The following is a 16,994-nucleotide window of genomic DNA, read 5'->3' on the forward strand; positions in this document are numbered from 1 at the left end:
CACTGTTGTCAGAGAGGAGACGACGTGCGGCGCCAGGACGAGGCCGAAGATCTGGTCCAGCTGCTCACGCCCGAAGGCGAGCGTGTCGCGCACCCCGAGTACGACCTGGACCTGTCGAAGAGCCAGTATCGGGGGCTGTACCGCGACATGGCGCTGGTGCGCCGGATCGACCGGGAGGCCTTCGCCCTCCAGCGCCTCGGCGAGCTGGGGATGTGGATCCCCTGCCTGGGGCAGGAGGCCGCCCAGATCGGCTCGGGCCGGGCGCTGGCTCCGGACGACCACGTGTTCCCCTCCTATCGGGAGCACGGCGTCGCCTGGTGCCGGGGCATCGCTCCCCTCACGCTCATGGGCATGTTGCGCGGCACGACGAACGGCGGCTGGGATCCCCGCGAGACGCGCTTCCACCTCTACACGATCGTCCTCGGCGCGCAGACGCTGCACGCCGTGGGGTACGCCATGGGGGTCCGCAGGGACGGCGACGACTCGGCCGTCGTGGCCTATTTCGGCGACGGCGCGGCGAGCGAGGGGGACGTCAGCGAGGCGTTCAACTTCGCGGCCGTGTTCGACGCGCCGGTGGTGTTCTTCTGCCAGAACAACCAGTGGGCCATCTCGCACCCCGTCGGGCGGCAGAGCCGGGCGCCTATCTACCAGCGCGCGCGGGGCTTCGGCTTCCCCGGCGTACGGGTGGACGGCAACGACGTGCTGGCCTGCCTCGCCGTGACGAGGGCGGCGCTGCGGCACGCGCGCGCCGGGGGCGGGCCGTTCCTCATCGAGGCGTACACCTACCGGATGGGCCCCCACACCACCTCCGACGACCCGGGCCGTTATCGGCCCGCCGAGGAGGTGGACGCGTGGCGGAAGAAGGACCCGATCGCGCGCATGCGGGCGTACCTGCTGCGGGAGGGCATGGCCGACGAGGCGTTCTTCGCGGAGGTCGACGAGGAGGGCGACCGCATGGCCCTCGAACTGCGCGACGGGGTCATCGCCATGCCGGACCCGCCGGTGGACGCCATGTTCGAGCACGTCTACGCCGACCGGCACGCGCTGGTGGAGGAGGAGCGCGCCTGGTACGCCGCCTACCTCGACCGGTTCGAGGAGCCCGGCGCCTGACGCCGCCGGTGTTTTCGGAACGGTGTTTTCGGACCGGTGTTTTCGGGTCGCCCGTCCCGCGACTCGTACGCGTCGGGGAGCGTGACTCCCAGCCGGGAGGACCTCAGCCGGCGCGGCGGGCGGTGAGGCCGTCCAGAAGGCACCGCAGGGCACCGCCTGGTAGCAGCCCGGTTCGATGAGGGTCAGCGACCGCACCGCCGCGGGCCGGCGGGCCGCGGCGAGCATGACCCCTACCGCGCCGTAGGAGTGGCCGACCAGGTGTGCGCCGTCGCCGAGCAGTTCGGTGACGTCGTCCGCGTCGGCCAGGTAGTCGCCGGCGAACCGTTCCCCGGCGTCGGGGCTGCCGCCGTACCCGCGCCGGTCGACGAGCAGCAGCCGGAAGCGGGCGGCCAGCGGCGCCTGCGCGGCGAATCCGTACACCGGGTCGTCGCCCCAGCTGGTGGAGCCGTGCACGAAGATCACCGGGGGTGCTCCGAGCTGACGCCCGAGCAGTGGCTGCGGGCCGCCGCCGACTCGGCCGGCATGCCGCCACTGGAGGCGACCGGGCGGCGGCTGCGCGCGGCCGCCACCGTCCTGCGTGAACGTGTGTGCTGGGAGGCCGGGATCCCGCTCCCCGCTCTGCGAGCGGCCGGGTTCCCCAAGCTGGTCGTCTCAGGCGCCTGGGAGAGCGGGCCCGAGCCGTACCGTGAGCGCGGCGGCGTCCCCCTCGTCGCGTGCGCGCGGGTCACCGCCGAACGGATCGGCGCGCGCCACGTGTCGATCCCCGGCACCGGCCACTACCCCCACGTCGAAGCGCCGGAGAGGCTGAACGAGATCCTCGCCGCTTTCTGGGACGAGGCCGCGGCCGTCTGACGGTGGACCGGGTGCGGCATGCCGATCCGTACGCGTACGCCGGGAGACGCGTGCACGAGTTCGGTCGGATACCTCCAGTGGATGACCGCGATGTCGGACCAGCGGTGATACATCACCGGTGATCGACCCGTCCCGACGGCATGACGACCATGCCCCGGCCTCTACCCAGGAGGCTGGAGGTCGGTCGTGATGATCTTTTCGAGGTTGCGTTCGGCGAGCGCGGTGATCGTGACGAACGGGTTGACGCCCGTGCTGCCGGGGATCAGCGAGCCGTCCACGACGTACAGGCCGGGGTAGCCGGGCAGCCGGCCGTAGGCGTCGGTGGCCTGGCCGAGCACGCAGCCGCCGAGCGGGTGGTAGGCCAGGTCGTCGCCCCACACCTTGCCGACGCCGAACAGGTCGGACCTGTAGACCGTGCCCTCCTTCCTGTTGACGGCGTCGAAGACCGTCCTGGCCGCCTCGACGGACGGGCGGTTCTGGGCGGTCTGCCAGGTCAGGCCGACGGCGCCGGTCGCCTGGTCGAACGCGAAGCGGCCCCGGTTCGGGTTCTTGGTGATCGCGAGATACAGGCTGATCCACAGCTCGACCCCGGCCGGGAACGGCGCGATCTCCGCGAACACCGGCGCGCTCGACGCCCAGTTGTCGATGCCGACGACCGGCATACCCGACTGCAGGGCGCCGGTGGGGTTCCACACGTGGCCGGCCCTGGCGACCATCACGTTGCCGTTGTTGCCCCAGCCCCGGCCGACGGCGTCGGGCAGGTCGGGCAGCCTGCCCAGGGCCTTCATCGCGACGAGCAGCTTGCTCGTGCCGACGCTCCCGGCCGCGAAGAACACCCGGTCCGCGACCACCGACTTGGTGGCGACCGTGGCGCCGGAGGTGTCGGTCTGCACCATCTCCACCCGGTATCCCCGGCCAGCCGCCGGGGCGACGCCGGTGACCGTGTGCAGCGGGCTGATGCTGAGCCTGCCGGTGGCCGCCGCCGCGGCCAGATAGGTCTTGTCGAGGGACCTCTTCCCGTGGTTGTTGCCGTAGATGACCTCGCTCGCCAGCGCGGAGCGCGGCACCCGGTTCGCCTGCTCCTGCTCCATGTAGTCGAAGTCGTAGACGTTCGGCACGAACGTGGTGGCGAAGCCGGCCCGTCGCGCGGCGTCACGGCCGGCCCGCGCGAACCGGTAGCACTCGGCGGACTCGAACCAGGCGGGATCGACCTCGTTCACGCCGAGGCCGGCGTTGGCGCGCGGGAAGTACGTCCGGTACATCTCGTCGGCGTCGACGCCGGGCAGGATCTCCTCGAAGTAGGCGCGCTTGGGGACGACGGCCATGCCGCCGTTGACGAGCGACCCGCCGCCGACGCCGCGCCCCTGGTACACCCGGACGCCGGGGAAGTCCTCCGCGTCGAGCACACCGGTGTACCTGCCGATGCCCCGGTCGGCCGGCACCCCCAGGAGGTAACCCACGGGCTGGGCCGTCCTCGTCCGCAGCCAGTAAGCGCGGCCGTCCGGATTCAGCATGTCGCAGAAGATCCGGCCGTCGGCGCCGGGCGTCGTCCAGGCCCGGCCCATCTCCACGATGTGGGTGTCCACGCCTGCCCACGTGAGCCGGAGCGCGGCCACCGCACCGCCGTACCCGCTGCCGATCACGAGCGCGGGCACGCGGTCGCCGTCGGAGAGCGCGCGGTGCGGCGCCGCCGCGGCGGCCGTCCAGCGGCCCCGCGCAGCGAGCGCACCAAGAGTGAAACCTGTTGCAGCAAGGAAGCCGCGACGGGTCAGTCCCGGCCGTAACCCTGACCGGAAAGCGGATTTCACGGAGGCTGCACCCATGCGACGCTCCCCGCCAGGACAAAAACGAGAACCTGTTACAAACAGGTGTACGCCCCCGGAGCCCGCCTGCCAAGGCCGCGAGCACCCCTTCCGTGTCGGTGCGCGACGCTACGATCATGCGCATGTCGGACGACTTAGCGGGGAACGCCCGATCCTTCCAGGTCGACCTGCGCGGACTGGTCGACCTCCTGTCCCACCACCTCTACTCCAGTCCCCGGGTGTACCTGCGCGAGCTGCTGCAGAACGCGGTGGACGCGGTCACCGCGCGGCTGGCGGTGGACCCGGCGGCGCCGACGGACATCCGGATCACCGTCGAGGAGAACGGGCTGCGGATCGACGACCCGGGGATCGGCCTGACCGAGGCCGACGTGCACCGCTTCCTCGCCACCATCGGCCGTTCCTCGAAGCGTGACGACCTCGAAGGGGCCCGGCAGGAGTTCCTCGGCCAGTTCGGCATCGGTCTGCTGGCCTGCTTCACCGTGGCCGAGCGGATCCAGGTGCTCACCCGGTCGGCCCGCGACCCCGACGCTCCGGGCGTGGAGTGGTCGGCGACCTCCGACGGGACGTACGCGGTGCGTACGCTCTCGCCGGACGAGCGTGCCGCGCTCGTCCGCACACCTGGAACGACGGTGCGCCTGCTGGCCCGGCCGGGAGCGCGGCGGTGGTTCGCCCCCGACCTCGTGGCCGACCTGGCCCGCGACTTCGGCGCGCTGCTGCCGTACGCGGTGACGGTGGAGGGAGGCGGGCGGACGGTCCGCACCACGGACAGCCCTCCGGTCTGGGACCGCCCCTACCGGTCGGCGGCCGAGCGCCGGGCTGCGCTGCTCGCGTACGGCGAGCGGGTGCTCGGCTTCGCGGCGCTCGACGTGGTCGAGCTCGACGTGGAGCTGGCCGGGGTGCGGGGGGCCGCCTACATCCTGCCGAACGCGGCCAACCCGGCCGCCGGGGGCCGCCACCGGGTCTACCTGAAGGGCATGCTGCTCGGTGACGCGGTCACCGGCCTGCTGCCCGACTGGGCCTTCTTCGCGCGGTGCGTGATCGACACCGACACCCTGCGCCCCACCGCGTCGCGGGAGGGGCTGTACGAGGACGAGACGCTGGCCGCGGTCCGCGAGGCCCTCGGCGCCCGGCTGCGCGACTGGCTGACCGGCCTGGCCGCGCAGGAACCGGGCCGCCTGGCCGCGTTCCTGTCCGTGCACGCCCTCGGCGTCAAGTCGCTGGCCAGGCACGACTCAGAACTCTTCGAGATCATGCTGCCCCACCTGCGGTTCGAGACCACCGACGGCGAGGCGACGCTCGCCGAGTTCGCCAGGAAGCACCCGGTCGTGCGGGTCACGTCGTCGGTGGAGGAGTTCCGGCAGGTCGCCGGCATCGCGGCGGCCCAGGGCCTCGGGGTGGTCAACGGCGGCTACACCTACGACGGCGAGCTGGTCGCCGCGCTTCCCGGCGTCCTGCCCGGGGTGACGGTCGAGGAGCTGGACGCGGACGCGGTCACCGCCGCTCTCGACCCGGTGGACCCCCGCGAGGAGCTGGCGCTGGCCGCCTTCCTCACCGCCGCCCGCGCGGCGCTCGACCCGCTGAACTGCGACGTGATCCTGCGCGCCTTCTACCCGGCGTCGGTGTCCGCACTCCACCTCGACTCGCGGGCGGCCCGGAGCGAGCGCGCCCGCGCGGAGACCGCCGCCGAGTCCGACGAGCTGTGGGCCGAGATCCTCGGCGCGCTCAAGTCGTCCGCGCCGCGCGCGCAGCTCGTGCTCAACCACCGCAGCCCGGTGGTGCGCAGGCTGGCGACGATCCGCGACCGCACGCTGCTCGTCACCGCCGTCGAGGCGTTGTACGCCCAGGCGCTGCTGATGACGCACCGGCCGCTGCGGCCGGTGGACGCCTCGCTGCTGAACCGGGCCTTCGACCAACTGCTCGGCTGGGCCGCGGCGAGCGTGACCGAGGCGCCGGAAGGAGACGGACAGTGAGCGGCACCGCCGCGATCCGCGCGGGCCTGGAGGAGTGCGCGGCCATGCCCGAGGGGCGGCAGAAGGCCGAGCGCCTGGAGGTGCTCGCCGCGCAGGCCCGCACGGCCGACGACCGCTCGCTGGAGGGCGAGGTCCTGCTCGCCCTCGTCGAGGCGTACCTTTACGCCGCCGAGGGCGACCGCATGCCGGTCGCCGCGGGACGGCTCCTGCGACTCCTCGACGACTTCCCGGCCGAGCTTGGCGGGCTGACCTACTCCATCCACTGGCAGCTCAAGTGGATGACGCACAGCCTGGTCAACAACCCCGCCGTGCCGCTGGAGACGACCCACCGGTGGCTCGACGAGCTCCAGAGCCGTTATCGGGAGCGCGGCTACAGCGCGCGCCCGGTGCTCGCGCTGCGCTCGCTGCTGGCGCAGGAGACCGGCGACGTGGAGGCGGCCGCCGCCGCGATGGAGGCGTCCATCGCCGCGCCGAACGACGTGATGGCCGACTGCGACGCCTGCGAGCACAACGGGTGGGGCACGTGGCGGGAGGCCTCCGGCGACGACGAGGGCGCGCTGGAGTTCTGGGCGCCGCTGCTCGACGGCGCGCTGACCTGCGCCGAGGAGCCTCATCGGGTGTTCGGGCAGGCCCTGCTTCCGCTGCTGCGGACGGGCCGCGTCGACGACGCCCGCGGCGCCCACCTGAAGGGATACCGCCTGGCCCGGCGCACGCTCTCCCTCCGGGAGGCGGTGGGGCAGCACATCGAGTTCTGCGCGCTGACCGGCAACGAGGCACGCGGGCTGGAGATCCTCACCGAGCACGTCGCCTGGCTCACCCCGCACGGCGAGGAGGTCTCGCGGCGGCTCGGCTTCGTCTGCGGCGCCGCCGTGCTGCTGCGCCGCCTGGCCGCGCTCGGGTACGACGACCTGCCGGTGGGCGACCGTACGGCGGGGGCCGCGCTCGGCGACCTGGAGCGGGAGATCGGCGACATCTGCGCCCGTTACGACGCCCGCAACGGCACCCGCGTCGTGAGCGGGCGGGTGGCGGCGCGGCTGAGCCGGGAGCCGCTGCTCGACCGGCTGCCGCTGGGCTCCCCGGCGCGGCTGCCGAGACCGGCCGAGGGGGCCGGCGTCACAGTCCCGCCCCGCCCGGCGCAGGCGTCCCTCGCATCGGTATCGCCCGCACCGGCATCGATCGAGGACCTCGTGGCGGAGGCGCGGCGGCTGTCCGCACTCCGCCACCCGCACGCGGACGAGGCGTGGGAACGGGTCGGCGCCGCCGAGACCGAGCTGCCCGAGCCGGTGGCCGCGCGGGTCGAGCTCAGGCGGGCGGGGACGGCGATGGAGCAGGACCCCGGCGCCGCGTACGCGCGGCTCCTGGCGGTCGCCGACCGGTTCGAGCGGCTCGGCGACCGGGCCGACGCGCTGGAGTCGCGCGCCGGGGCGGCCGTCGCCCTGGCCTACGCCGGTGACCGGGCCGGCGGCGAGGGCCTCGCGGAGACCGTCACCGCCGAGGCCGCCGCCGCGTACGCCCAGGGGACGCTCGACGCCGGGGAGTACCTGGCGGCCCGCAGGGCCGGGGCGTACGTCGCGGTGAGCACGCTTGCCGGGCCGGACGGGCCGGCCGAGACCGGCATCCTGGCGGCGCGCGCCCGGGTGGAGGCGGAGCTGTCCGTCGCGGAGGAGCTGGGCGGGACCGGCCGGGCCGGCACCTACCACCACATGCTGGCCCGGATCTCCCTCCTGCTCGGCGACCTCGGGGCCGCCCGCACGCACCTGACGTCCGCGCTGGACCGCTTCCGCGACGCGGGCATGCCCTGGCTCGCCGCGCGGCCCGCCGGCATGCTCGGCCAGCTCGCCCTCGATCAGGGGGACCCGGAGAGCGCCGAGGGCTACGTGTTGACGGCCCTGGAGCACGGCGGAGACCTGCTGCCCGCCGACGAGGCGGCGGAGCTGAGCTCCCTGCTCGTCGAGACACTCACCCGGCAACCTGGCCGCGAACTCGACGTGGTGGGGGCGGCGCTCGCCGCGGCCGCCCGCTGGGACGGCCTTTCCGAGCCCGACACGCTGCACAACACCTTCGCCGCCGCCCGCGCCTACCACCTTCTCGATCGGCACGGCGAGGCCGCCGCGCTGTTCGAGGAGGTGATGCCGCGCGTCGAGGTCCCGTACGAGGGCCAGGCCGTCGCGCGGACGCGGGCGCAGTACGGCCGGTCGCTGGCCGAGCTGGGCCGGCACAGGGAGGCCGCCGAGCAGTTCGTCATGGCCGCGCGGCTGGTGCAGGACGACCCCGGCGCACGGGAACTGCACGCGGAGCTGGCCTGGTCGGCCGCCGAGGCGCTGCAGTTCGCCGGGAGGGCGGACGAGGCGCTGCCCGCCTTCCAGCGGGCCGCGCGGCTGTGGGCCGATCTCGGCATGGTCGTCCCGCGCGTACGCTGCCTGCGCGCCGCCGCGTGGCTGATGGACTGGACGGGCGAGGACAGTGGCATGGCGGAGGACGGGGACACTGCGGAGGAGGGGACGACGGCGGAGCCGCCCGGCGTCACCGCGATGCGGGCCGTGCTCGCCGAGCTGGAGTCCCTGGCGGATTCCGAGCCGTCGGAGGAGGTCGCCGCCGAACTCGCCGAGACCCGCCGGCAACTCGACGCGATGCTCGACGACGCCGACCCGTTCGCCTTCGACTTCGACTTCGATGAGGACGAGGGAGAGGACCAGGGCGGGGCGTAAGACCCCAGGTGACGGGCCACGGCGGACGACGCCGGGCCTGAGTGGTCGCATGCCGCCATTCCATGAACTTTCGTCACAACCCGGCAAAAGTTCCGCCGTTTCACCAAAACTATCTTCACAAGTCCCCAAAAGACGCTTACCTTCGGGGCGAATCACCGCTATCACGGCTGGTTTGTGAAGCGAACGCGTGCCCACGACCGTGCCGGCGTACCGCACCGAGGGAAAGGAAGCCCCGCCATGCCCCCCAGGCGGCCGACCGATCGCGCCAGAAAGCGGATCGCGCAGACCTGTGCCTTACTCCTGGCCTTCACGGGCCTGACCGTGCTCACCCCGGCCGCACCCGCCCAGGCGCATGCGGCTCCCATCGACGCCGCCGACTACCAGCGCGTGGAGCTGGCCAAGGGCGTCGCCGAGATGGGCGAGCCGATGACGATGACCGTGCTGCCCGACCTGTCGGTGCTCCACACCGCTCGCGAGGGAGTCCTGCGGCGCACCGACGCGCGCGGCGACACCACCGTGGTCGGCACGCTCAACGTCTACACCCACGACGAGGAAGGGCTCCAGGGAGTCGCCGCCGACCCCGGCTTCGCGACCAACCGGTTCGTCTACCTCTACTACGCTCCCCGGCTCAACACCCCCGACGGCGACGCCCCGGCCACCGCGTCCGACTTCTCGGCCTGGAAGGGCGTGAACCGGCTGTCCAGGTTCACCGTCAAGCCCGACTGGACGCTGGACAAGGACAGCGAGGTCAAGATCCTCGACGTGCCGGCCGACCGCGGCATCTGCTGCCACGTGGGCGGCGACATGGACTTCGACGCCGCCGGCAACCTTTATCTCTCGACCGGCGACGACAGCAACCCCTTCGACTCGTCGGGCTACGCCCCGCTCGACCAGCGGCCCGACCGCAACCCGGCGTACGACGCCCAGCGCAGCTCGGGCAACACCAACGACCTGCGCGGCAAGATCCTGCGCATCAAGGTCAAGCCCGACGGGACCTACGACATCCCCGAGGGCAACCTGTTCGCGCCGGGCACCCCGGACACCCGGCCCGAGATCTACGCGATGGGCTTCCGCAACCCGTTCCGGCTGAGCGTCGACAAGGCCACCGGCGTCGTCTACGTGGGCGACTACGGCCCCGACGCCGGCACCACCGACCCCAACCGGGGGCCGAGCGGCCAGGTCGAGTTCAACCGGGTCACCCGCCCCGGCAACTACGGCTGGCCCTACTGCACGGGCACCAACACGCCGGTCGAGACCTACAACGCGTTCACCTTCCCCTCCGGTCCCTCCGGGGCGAAGTACGACTGCGCCGGCGGCCCGGTCAACAGCTCCTTCCGCAACACCGGGCAGCGCACGCTGCCGCCCGCCCAGCCCGCGTGGATCAGGTACGGCGGCGACGCCGGCTCACCGCCCGAGTTCGGCGACGGCTCCGAGTCCCCCATGGGCGGGCCGGTCTACCACTACGACGCGGCTCTCAATTCCGCGGTCAAGTTCCCGCAGGACCTGGACGGCCACTTCTTCGCCGGCGAGTTCGGCCGTAAGTGGATCAAGGCGATCGACGTGCAGGCCGACGGGACGCGCGGCGACATCGTGGACTTCCCGTGGACCGGCACGCAGGTGATGGACCTGGCGTTCGGCCCGGACGGCGCGCTGTACGTGCTCGACTACGGCACCGGCTACTTCAACGGCGACGCCAACTCGGCGCTGTACCGCTTCGAGTACATCAAGGGCCGTGACCGCTCCCCGGTCGCGGTGGCCAAGGCCGACAAGACCTCGGGCAAGACGCCTCTCACCGTCACGTTCTCCTCGGCCGGCTCCGCCGACCCCGAGGGCGCCACGCTCACCTACGCCTGGGACTTCGGCGACGGCACCACCTCCACCGAGGCGAATCCGGTCAAGACGTACGACAAGGACGGCACGTACACCGCGACGCTCACGGTGCGCGACCCCGCGGGCAACAGCGGCAGCACGAGTGTGCTCATCACGGCGGGCAACACCGCGCCGACCGTGACCATCGAGACGCCCACGGCGGGCAGCCTGTTCCAGTGGGGCGACTCCGTCCCCTTCACGATCAAGGTCACCGACCCGGAGGACGGCGACATCGACTGCGCGAAGGTCAAGATGACCTACGTGCTCGGCCACGACAGCCACGGCCACCAGATCAGCTCGAAGAACGGCTGCTCGGGAGAGCTGACCATCCCGGTTGACGGCGAGCACGACGACGCGGCGAACATCTTCGCCGTGTTCGACGCCGAGTACACCGACAAGGGCGGGCTGACCACCCACACCCAGCACATCCTGCAGCCGCGGCACCGCCAGGCCGAGCACTACGGGTCGTCGTACGGCGTCAACCCGATCAGCAAGTCGCAGGCGCACGGCGGCAAGACGGTCGGCGACATCAACAACGGCGACTGGATCTCCTTCAAGCCCTACGAGCTGAGCAAGGCCAAGGGGATCGCCGCCCGCGTCTCCTCCGGCGGGAAGGGCGGCACCATCGAGGTCCGCGCGGGATCGCCGACCGGCACCCTGCTGGGCAAGGTGAGCGTGCCCGTCACCGGAGGCTGGGAGACGTTCACCGACGTCTCCGCGCCGCTGACGAACGCCCCGGCCGGGACGACCGAGCTCTACCTGTTCTTCAAGGGCAACGATGGCGCGCTGTTCGACGTGGACGACTTCACGCTGACGGCCGAGCCGCCCACGGGCGGGAGCCCGGGACCGATCGTCAACGCCGGCGGCCTGTGCCTCGACGTCGCGGGCGCCAACGCGGCCAACGGCACCAACGTGCAGCTCTACCAGTGCAACGACACCGGGGCTCAGGTCTGGAGCGTCAACGGCTCCACGCTCCGCTCGCTCGGCAAGTGCCTCGACGTGTCCAACGGCGGCACCGCCGACGGCACGCGGGTGCAGATCTGGGACTGCGTCGCCGGCGTCAGCGCGCAGGTCTGGACCATCGGGACGGACGGCACCATCAAGAACCCGCAGTCCGGCAAGTGCCTCGACGGCTCGAACACCGGGCAGATGGTCATCAAGACCTGTGACGGCGGCAACGCGCAGAAGTGGACGACCTCGACGGCCCCGGGCGGCGGCGCCGAGGGCGAGGTCCTGGTCTTCTCCCGTACGGCCGGCTTCCGGCACGACTCGATCCCGGCGGGCATCCAGGCCATCAAGGACCTGGGCTTCAAGGTCACCGCGACCGAGGACCCCGCCGTCTTCACCGCCCAGAACCTGGCGAAGTACAAGGCCGTGGTGTTCCTCAGCACCACGGGCGACGTGCTGAACGACACCCAGCAGGCGGCCTTCGAGTCGTACGTCAAGGCGGGCGGCGGCTACGTGGGCATCCACGCGGCGGCGGACACCGAGTATGACTGGCCGTTCTACGGCGGCCTGGTCGGGGCGTGGTTCGCCTCGCACCCCGCCGTACAGAAGGCGACCGTGAAGGTGGAGGACCGGGCCCACCCGGCGACCGCCCACCTCGGGACGAGCTGGACCCGCACCGACGAGTGGTACGACTACCGCTCCAACGCCCGCACCACCGCGCACGTGCTGGCCACGCTGGACGAGAAGTCCTACTCCGGCGGCAAGATGGGCGAGGACCACCCGATCGCCTGGTGCAAGGAGTATCAGGGCGGCCGTTCGTTCTACACGGGCGGCGGGCACACGGCGGAGTCCTTCTCCGAGCCCGAGTTCCGGCAGCACCTGCTCGGCGGCATCAGGTACGCCATGGGCGACCTCAAGGCCGACTGCCGTCCCGAGACCGGCTACACGACGCTCTACAACGGCAACACCACCGGCTGGCAGCAGGCCGGGCCCGGTAGCTTCACGAACGCCGACGGCACCCTGACCTCGCAGGGCGGTCTGGGGCTGTTCTGGTACAAGGCGAAGGAGTTCCACTCCTACTCGCTCAAGCTCGACTGGAACATGCGCGGCGACGACAACTCGGGCGTCTTCGTCGGCTTCCCCGCCTCCGACGACCCGTGGTCGGCGGTCGACAACGGCTACGAGATCCAGATCGACGCCACGGACGTTCCCGAGAAGACCACCGGGTCGGTCTACGGCTTCCAGTCGGCGGACCTCAAGGCCCGTGACGCCGCCCTCAACCCGCCGGGGCAGTGGAACACCTACGAGATCCGCGTGGAGGGCGAGCGCCTGCAGATCTTCCTGAACGGCGTGAAGATCAATGACTTCACCAACACCGACCCGAAGCGGTCCCTCCAGCAGGGCTACATCGGCATCCAGAACCACGGCGACGGCGACCAGGTGGCGTTCCGGAACATCCGCATCAAGGAGCTCGACCCGGCGGAGGGCGACGTCACCATCCAGGCCGAGAGCTGGACGGAGGCGAACGGGGTCGACACCTACCCCCACGCCCCCGCGCACGGCGGCACCGTGCTCGGCTACGTCAACCCCGGCGACTGGGCGGCGTACGACGGCGTGGACCTCACCGGCGTCACTCGGTTCACGGCCCGGGTGGCCTCGCCCAACCCGAGCGGCGGCTTCGAGATCCGGACCGGTTCCCCGACCGGCCCCGTGCTCGGCAGCGTCACCGTCCCGAACACCGGCGGGTGGGAGTCGTACGCGGACGTCTCCACGGCGCTCACGAACGTCCCCTCCGGGATCGTGAAGCTCTACCTGGTGTTCACCGGGGCCGACTTCGACGTGGACGACTTCACGCTCGTCCGCGGCCCGAAGGACACGGTCAAGCTGACCGTCACCGCCGCCTCCCGCTGCATCGGCACCTCGGCGTACCTGGCGGTCACGGCCGTCAACAACGGCGATGTGCCGGCGACCGTGGAGCTGACCACTCCGTACGGTTCCAAGACCGTGGCCGACGTGGCTCCGGGCAAGCAGGCCTACCAGTCCTTCAACACCCGGGCCGGACAGATCGACGCGGGCAAGGTGACCGTGAAGGGGACCGCGACGATCGGCGGCAAGCAGGTCACCTCGTCCTACGACGCGGCCTACACCGCGGCCGGCTGCCGCTGACCGCACCGGCGGTGACCACGACGAGGACACCGCCCTAGCACAACCGGGGCCGGCCGGCCGACAAGCCGGCCGGCCCCCCCACAGATGGAGTAATCGCATGAAAATCAACAGGACCACCCAGATATTCGCCGTGTCGGTGCTCGGTGTCGCGCTCGCCGGTGTCGGCGTGGCCGGTCCCGCACTCGCGGATGACGACCCGGGCAACGGTATCGATGTGTCGGTGAACATCGAGCCCATCCGCACTCCCGGTCAGCTGTCGATGACCGTGGCCGACAACAACGGAGTGGCCCTCACGGAGAACGGCTCGGATGCCGCTGCCCGCCAGTTCACCGGCACCCTGCCGACGGTCACGGTGACCGACACCCGCCTGCCCGAGGAGATCCCCGCGGGCGAGTTCTGGGCGGTGGTCGGCCAGTCCAGCCAGTTCACCGCGACCGGAGACTCCGCCAAGACCATCGGCCCGGAGTACCTGGGATGGAAGCCGCGCCTGCTGAGCGACTCCTCCACCGGGGCGGTGTCGGCCGGTGAGCCGGTCTCCAGCGTCATCTCCGACGGCACCGGAGCCCCCACCGTGGGTCTGGAGGGCCAGGAGCTGCTCGCCTCGATCGCGAACTCCGCCGACGAGATCGGCACCTCCCAGGTCAACGCCGACCTCGCCCTGCGCACCCCGGTCGACGTCGCCGCCGGCGAGTACCACTCCACCCTGACGCTGTCGCTGTTCAACCAGTCCTGAGCCGCAGGCGGGACGCCACCGCCCGCTGTGAGCGTCCGGGACCTGTGCGAACTCGGCACACGTCCCGGACGCTCACGAGCAGACACGAGACACCTTCGTCGACCAAGGGCCGTCCGGACAAGGCGGGCAACGTCGAAGACGCCAAGACCCTGACGGTCAAGGTGCACGCGACGGCGGCGAGGCCGTACAGGTGGCCGCGAGCACCCGCCCCGATGTCGTCCCCCTGGCCGCCGGGGACGCGCTGCTGTCCCCCGGCGTCACCCGCCGCGTCATCGAGCGGTTCGCCAGGCGGCAGGACCTCGCGCCCGACGCCGGGGAGCGGCTGGCCGCCCTCACCCTCCGCGAGCTGGAAGTGGTGCGGCTCGTCGCGCTCGGCCTGTCCAACGGTGAGATCGCCGAGCGCCTGGTCATCAGCCCGCTGACCGCCAAGACCCACGTCGCCAGGGCCATCGCCAAGCTGGACGTCCGCGACCGGGTTCAGCTCGTGATCCTGGCCTACGAGAGCGGCCTGGTGCGACCCGGCGGTTGACCCGCCGCTTTGTGAGTGGCCGAGGCCCGCACGTCCGGTCAGGCTGTCGTGAGGGCGGATTCGATGCTGCGGTGCCGGGCGGCGCCGTGCGCGAAATCGGGTACGCCCGGCGTGCCGCCCTCGCGCAGGTCGTCCAGGAACCGCTGGTAGGCGTGAGCGACCGCGTAGGCCGGCGCGTCGGCTTGGGGGTCCAGTCGTGGGACGCGAACGTATGATTCCGGCACCGTCAGGGGAGCGAGTCCGGTGGATGTTCCGCGGCCGCCTTCGAGGGTGACCGGGCTGAGCTGGAGATGGCCGATCGGGGCGGTGATCACGAGGTCGCCCTCGGTGCCGTTGATCTCCCAGCGGAAGTTGACGCCCCGGGAGATGCCTCCGCGGTAGTGGAAGGTGGCCACCGCGCCGCCCGGCAGCCGTCCCGAGGCCACCACCTGGTCCGCGGCGGTCATGGGCACGGGCCGTCCGCTCCCCGTGTCGACGGCCGACGTACGCCGCGACGCCAGTTGGATCCGCAGTTCCTCGGGCTCTCCCAGGACGGACGCGAGTCCGTCGAGGGTGTGGGCGAAGGGAATGGTCAGCAGTGTCGCGCCGTTGGCGGCGTCGAGCACGTAGTGATCGCCGGGGCCGACGGTGGCGCCCCAGGCGCCGCCGGAGCCGACGACCGTCGTGGACAGCACCTCCCCCACATAGCCGTCGGCCACGAGATCCCGTGCGTAGGCGAGGGCAGGGTGCGACCGCGCCTGGAGTCCGACGACGGTCGGCACAGCGCGGCTGCGCGCTTGCCGCGCCAGGTCCGCGGCCTCCGCGAGTCCGTTGCCCAGCGGCCACTCGCACAGCACGCTCTTGCCGGCGCTCAGCGCCGTCCGCACCAGCTCCCGGTGGTGCGGCACCTTCACCGCCACGACCACGAGGTCCACCTCGTCGCAGGCGGCCAGTTCGGCCGCCGTCCCGAAGGTGCGGGACACCCCGTGCTTCTGTCCGGAGCGCTCGGCCGACTGTCTCGAACTCGTGCTCAGGGCCCTCAGCTCGTATCCCGGGACGGCGCGCAGGGCCGGCAGGTGAGAGCGCTCGGCCCAGCTTCCGTTCGCCCCGAGTCCGATGATCCCTACTCCGATCGGCTTCTCTGACCGGGCCAGCTCGGCGAGCGGTGACTCAGATGTGTTCATGATTCGCAGCCTGTTCTTTCTGTGGGCGGCACCGACGCGGACGGCTCCGGGCCGCGCTCGCTGTCCAGCAGAGCCATGAGGGGTGCGGCGTACCGGGTGCCGGCCACCGCGCCGGCCGGGATGGCCTCGTCGATCGTGCGGAGATCCGTGTCGGTCAGTGCGACGTCGGCCGCGGCCAGGGCCTCCTCGACGCGGTGTGGCCGGCGGGTGCCCAGGACGGCCACGACGGTGCCGCGCTCGCGGCTCTGGGCGATGACCCAGGCGGTGGCGAGTTGCGCGACGCTGATGCCGTGCGCGTCGGCGAGCGGCCGCAGCCGGTCGACGAGGGTGAGGTTCGTGGCGAGATTGCCGGGGTGAAAGCGGGGCAGCCAGTGGGCGCGCGGGTCACCTCCGGCGGGTTGCCGGTAGGTGCCGGTGAGCAGGCCGTGTGCGAGGACCCCGTAGGCGGTGACGCCGATCCCCAGCTCGCGGCAGGTGTCCAGGATGCCGTTGGTCTCGGGCCCACGGCTGAACAGGGAGTATTCGATCTGCACATCGCAGATCGGGTGCACGGCGTGGGCGCGGCGGATGGTCTCCGGCCCCACCTCGGAGAGCCCGATGTGGCGCACGTACCCGGCCTGGACCAGCTCGGAGACGGCGCCGATCGTGTCCTCGATCGGGGTGTCGGGGGCGAGGCGGGCGGGGCGGTAGACGTCGACGTGGTCGCTGCCGAGGCGGCGCAGCGAGTAGGCGAGCGCGTTCTTGACGTGGGCGGGCCGGCCCTCGATGCCCACGAAGGCTCCGTCGGGGCCGCGCAGACCGCCGAACTTGACGCTCAGGAGCACCTTTTCGCGATCGCCGGCGCGGAGGGCGCGGCGAATGAGGTCCTCGTTGTGGCCCATGCCGTAGAAGTCGGCGGTATCGAGGAGAGTGATGCCGGCGTCGAGGGCCGTGTGGATCGTGGCGATGGCGTCAGCCTCGTCGGCGGGGGCGGTGTGGTCGGACATGCCGGCGCAGCCCAGCGCGATAGGGGCGACCCGCGGGCCGCCGGTTCCAAGCGGTCGGGTCTGCATGGTGCCTCCTGTGGGGCGTGAAGGGTGGACGCGGCCGACAGGCCGCCACGGGTTCGGCCGTTTGTTAGCGT

General features: G+C 72.1%; 9 protein-coding genes and 1 pseudogene. 6 read left to right on the top strand and 4 right to left on the bottom strand.

All coding sequences use genetic code 11. From position 1 onward, the window contains the following. Positions 1-24 precede the first annotated feature (24 nt). Positions 25-1,110 carry a pyruvate dehydrogenase (acetyl-transferring) E1 component subunit alpha gene (gene pdhA, locus ACQEVJ_RS35945; protein ID WP_433108972.1) on the top strand — a complete coding sequence of 362 codons (1,086 nt, stop codon included), beginning with the start codon at positions 25-27 and terminating at the stop codon, positions 1,108-1,110. Positions 1,111-1,338: 228 nt separating this feature from the next. Here the strand turns inward: pdhA and ACQEVJ_RS35950 are convergent. Beyond that, positions 1,339-1,572, bottom strand: a pseudogene (locus ACQEVJ_RS35950) (alpha/beta fold hydrolase); the annotation flags it as partial. A gap of 551 nt (positions 1,573-2,123) precedes the next feature. Next, positions 2,124-3,617, bottom strand: a complete 1,494-nt coding sequence (locus ACQEVJ_RS35955) for a GMC oxidoreductase (RefSeq protein ID WP_433108974.1) — start codon at positions 3,615-3,617, stop codon at positions 2,124-2,126. A 290-nt stretch (positions 3,618-3,907) separates the two neighbouring features. Here ACQEVJ_RS35955 and ACQEVJ_RS35960 point away from each other — a divergent pair, with 290 nt between their 5' ends. The 5 genes from ACQEVJ_RS35960 (at position 3,908) to ACQEVJ_RS35980 (ending at position 14,708) form a co-directional block, all read left to right on the top strand. Next, positions 3,908-5,755 (top strand): HSP90 family protein, encoded by a 1,848-nt coding sequence (locus ACQEVJ_RS35960; RefSeq protein WP_433108976.1) that lies wholly within the window; start codon positions 3,908-3,910, stop codon positions 5,753-5,755. Further along, the gene (locus ACQEVJ_RS35965) at positions 5,752-8,463 is read left to right on the top strand and encodes a hypothetical protein (protein WP_433108978.1); all 2,712 of its coding nucleotides are present in this window, start codon (positions 5,752-5,754) and stop codon (positions 8,461-8,463) included. Before ACQEVJ_RS35960 ends, ACQEVJ_RS35965 begins: the two co-directional genes overlap by 4 nt. 237 nt (positions 8,464-8,700) lie before the next feature. Beyond that, entirely contained in the window at positions 8,701-13,446 is a 4,746-nt protein-coding gene (locus ACQEVJ_RS35970) for a ThuA domain-containing protein (RefSeq protein ID WP_433108979.1), read from the top strand. A gap of 97 nt (positions 13,447-13,543) precedes the next feature. Then, positions 13,544-14,179: a hypothetical protein gene (locus ACQEVJ_RS35975; RefSeq protein ID WP_433108980.1), complete on the top strand. Its 636-nt coding sequence runs from the start codon at positions 13,544-13,546 to the stop codon at positions 14,177-14,179. Between the two features lie 190 nt (positions 14,180-14,369). Then, positions 14,370-14,708, top strand: coding sequence for a response regulator transcription factor (locus ACQEVJ_RS35980; protein ID WP_433108981.1), 339 nt, complete (start codon positions 14,370-14,372; stop codon positions 14,706-14,708). Between the two features lie 38 nt (positions 14,709-14,746). Here the strand turns inward: ACQEVJ_RS35980 and ACQEVJ_RS35985 are convergent, their stop codons facing one another. Beyond that, complete coding sequence (locus tag ACQEVJ_RS35985; protein ID WP_433108982.1) at positions 14,747-15,871, bottom strand: Gfo/Idh/MocA family protein; 1,125 nt, start codon at positions 15,869-15,871, stop codon at positions 14,747-14,749. Continuing rightward, positions 15,868-16,923: an aldo/keto reductase gene (locus ACQEVJ_RS35990; protein ID WP_433108983.1), complete on the bottom strand. Its 1,056-nt coding sequence runs from the start codon at positions 16,921-16,923 to the stop codon at positions 15,868-15,870. The genes ACQEVJ_RS35985 and ACQEVJ_RS35990 overlap by 4 nt, the downstream gene beginning before the upstream one ends. Between the last annotated feature and the right edge of the window lie 71 nt (positions 16,924-16,994).

Source organism: Microbispora sp. CA-102843 (assembly GCF_050936215.1).
Classification (GTDB): Bacteria; Actinomycetota; Actinomycetes; order Streptosporangiales; family Streptosporangiaceae; genus Microbispora.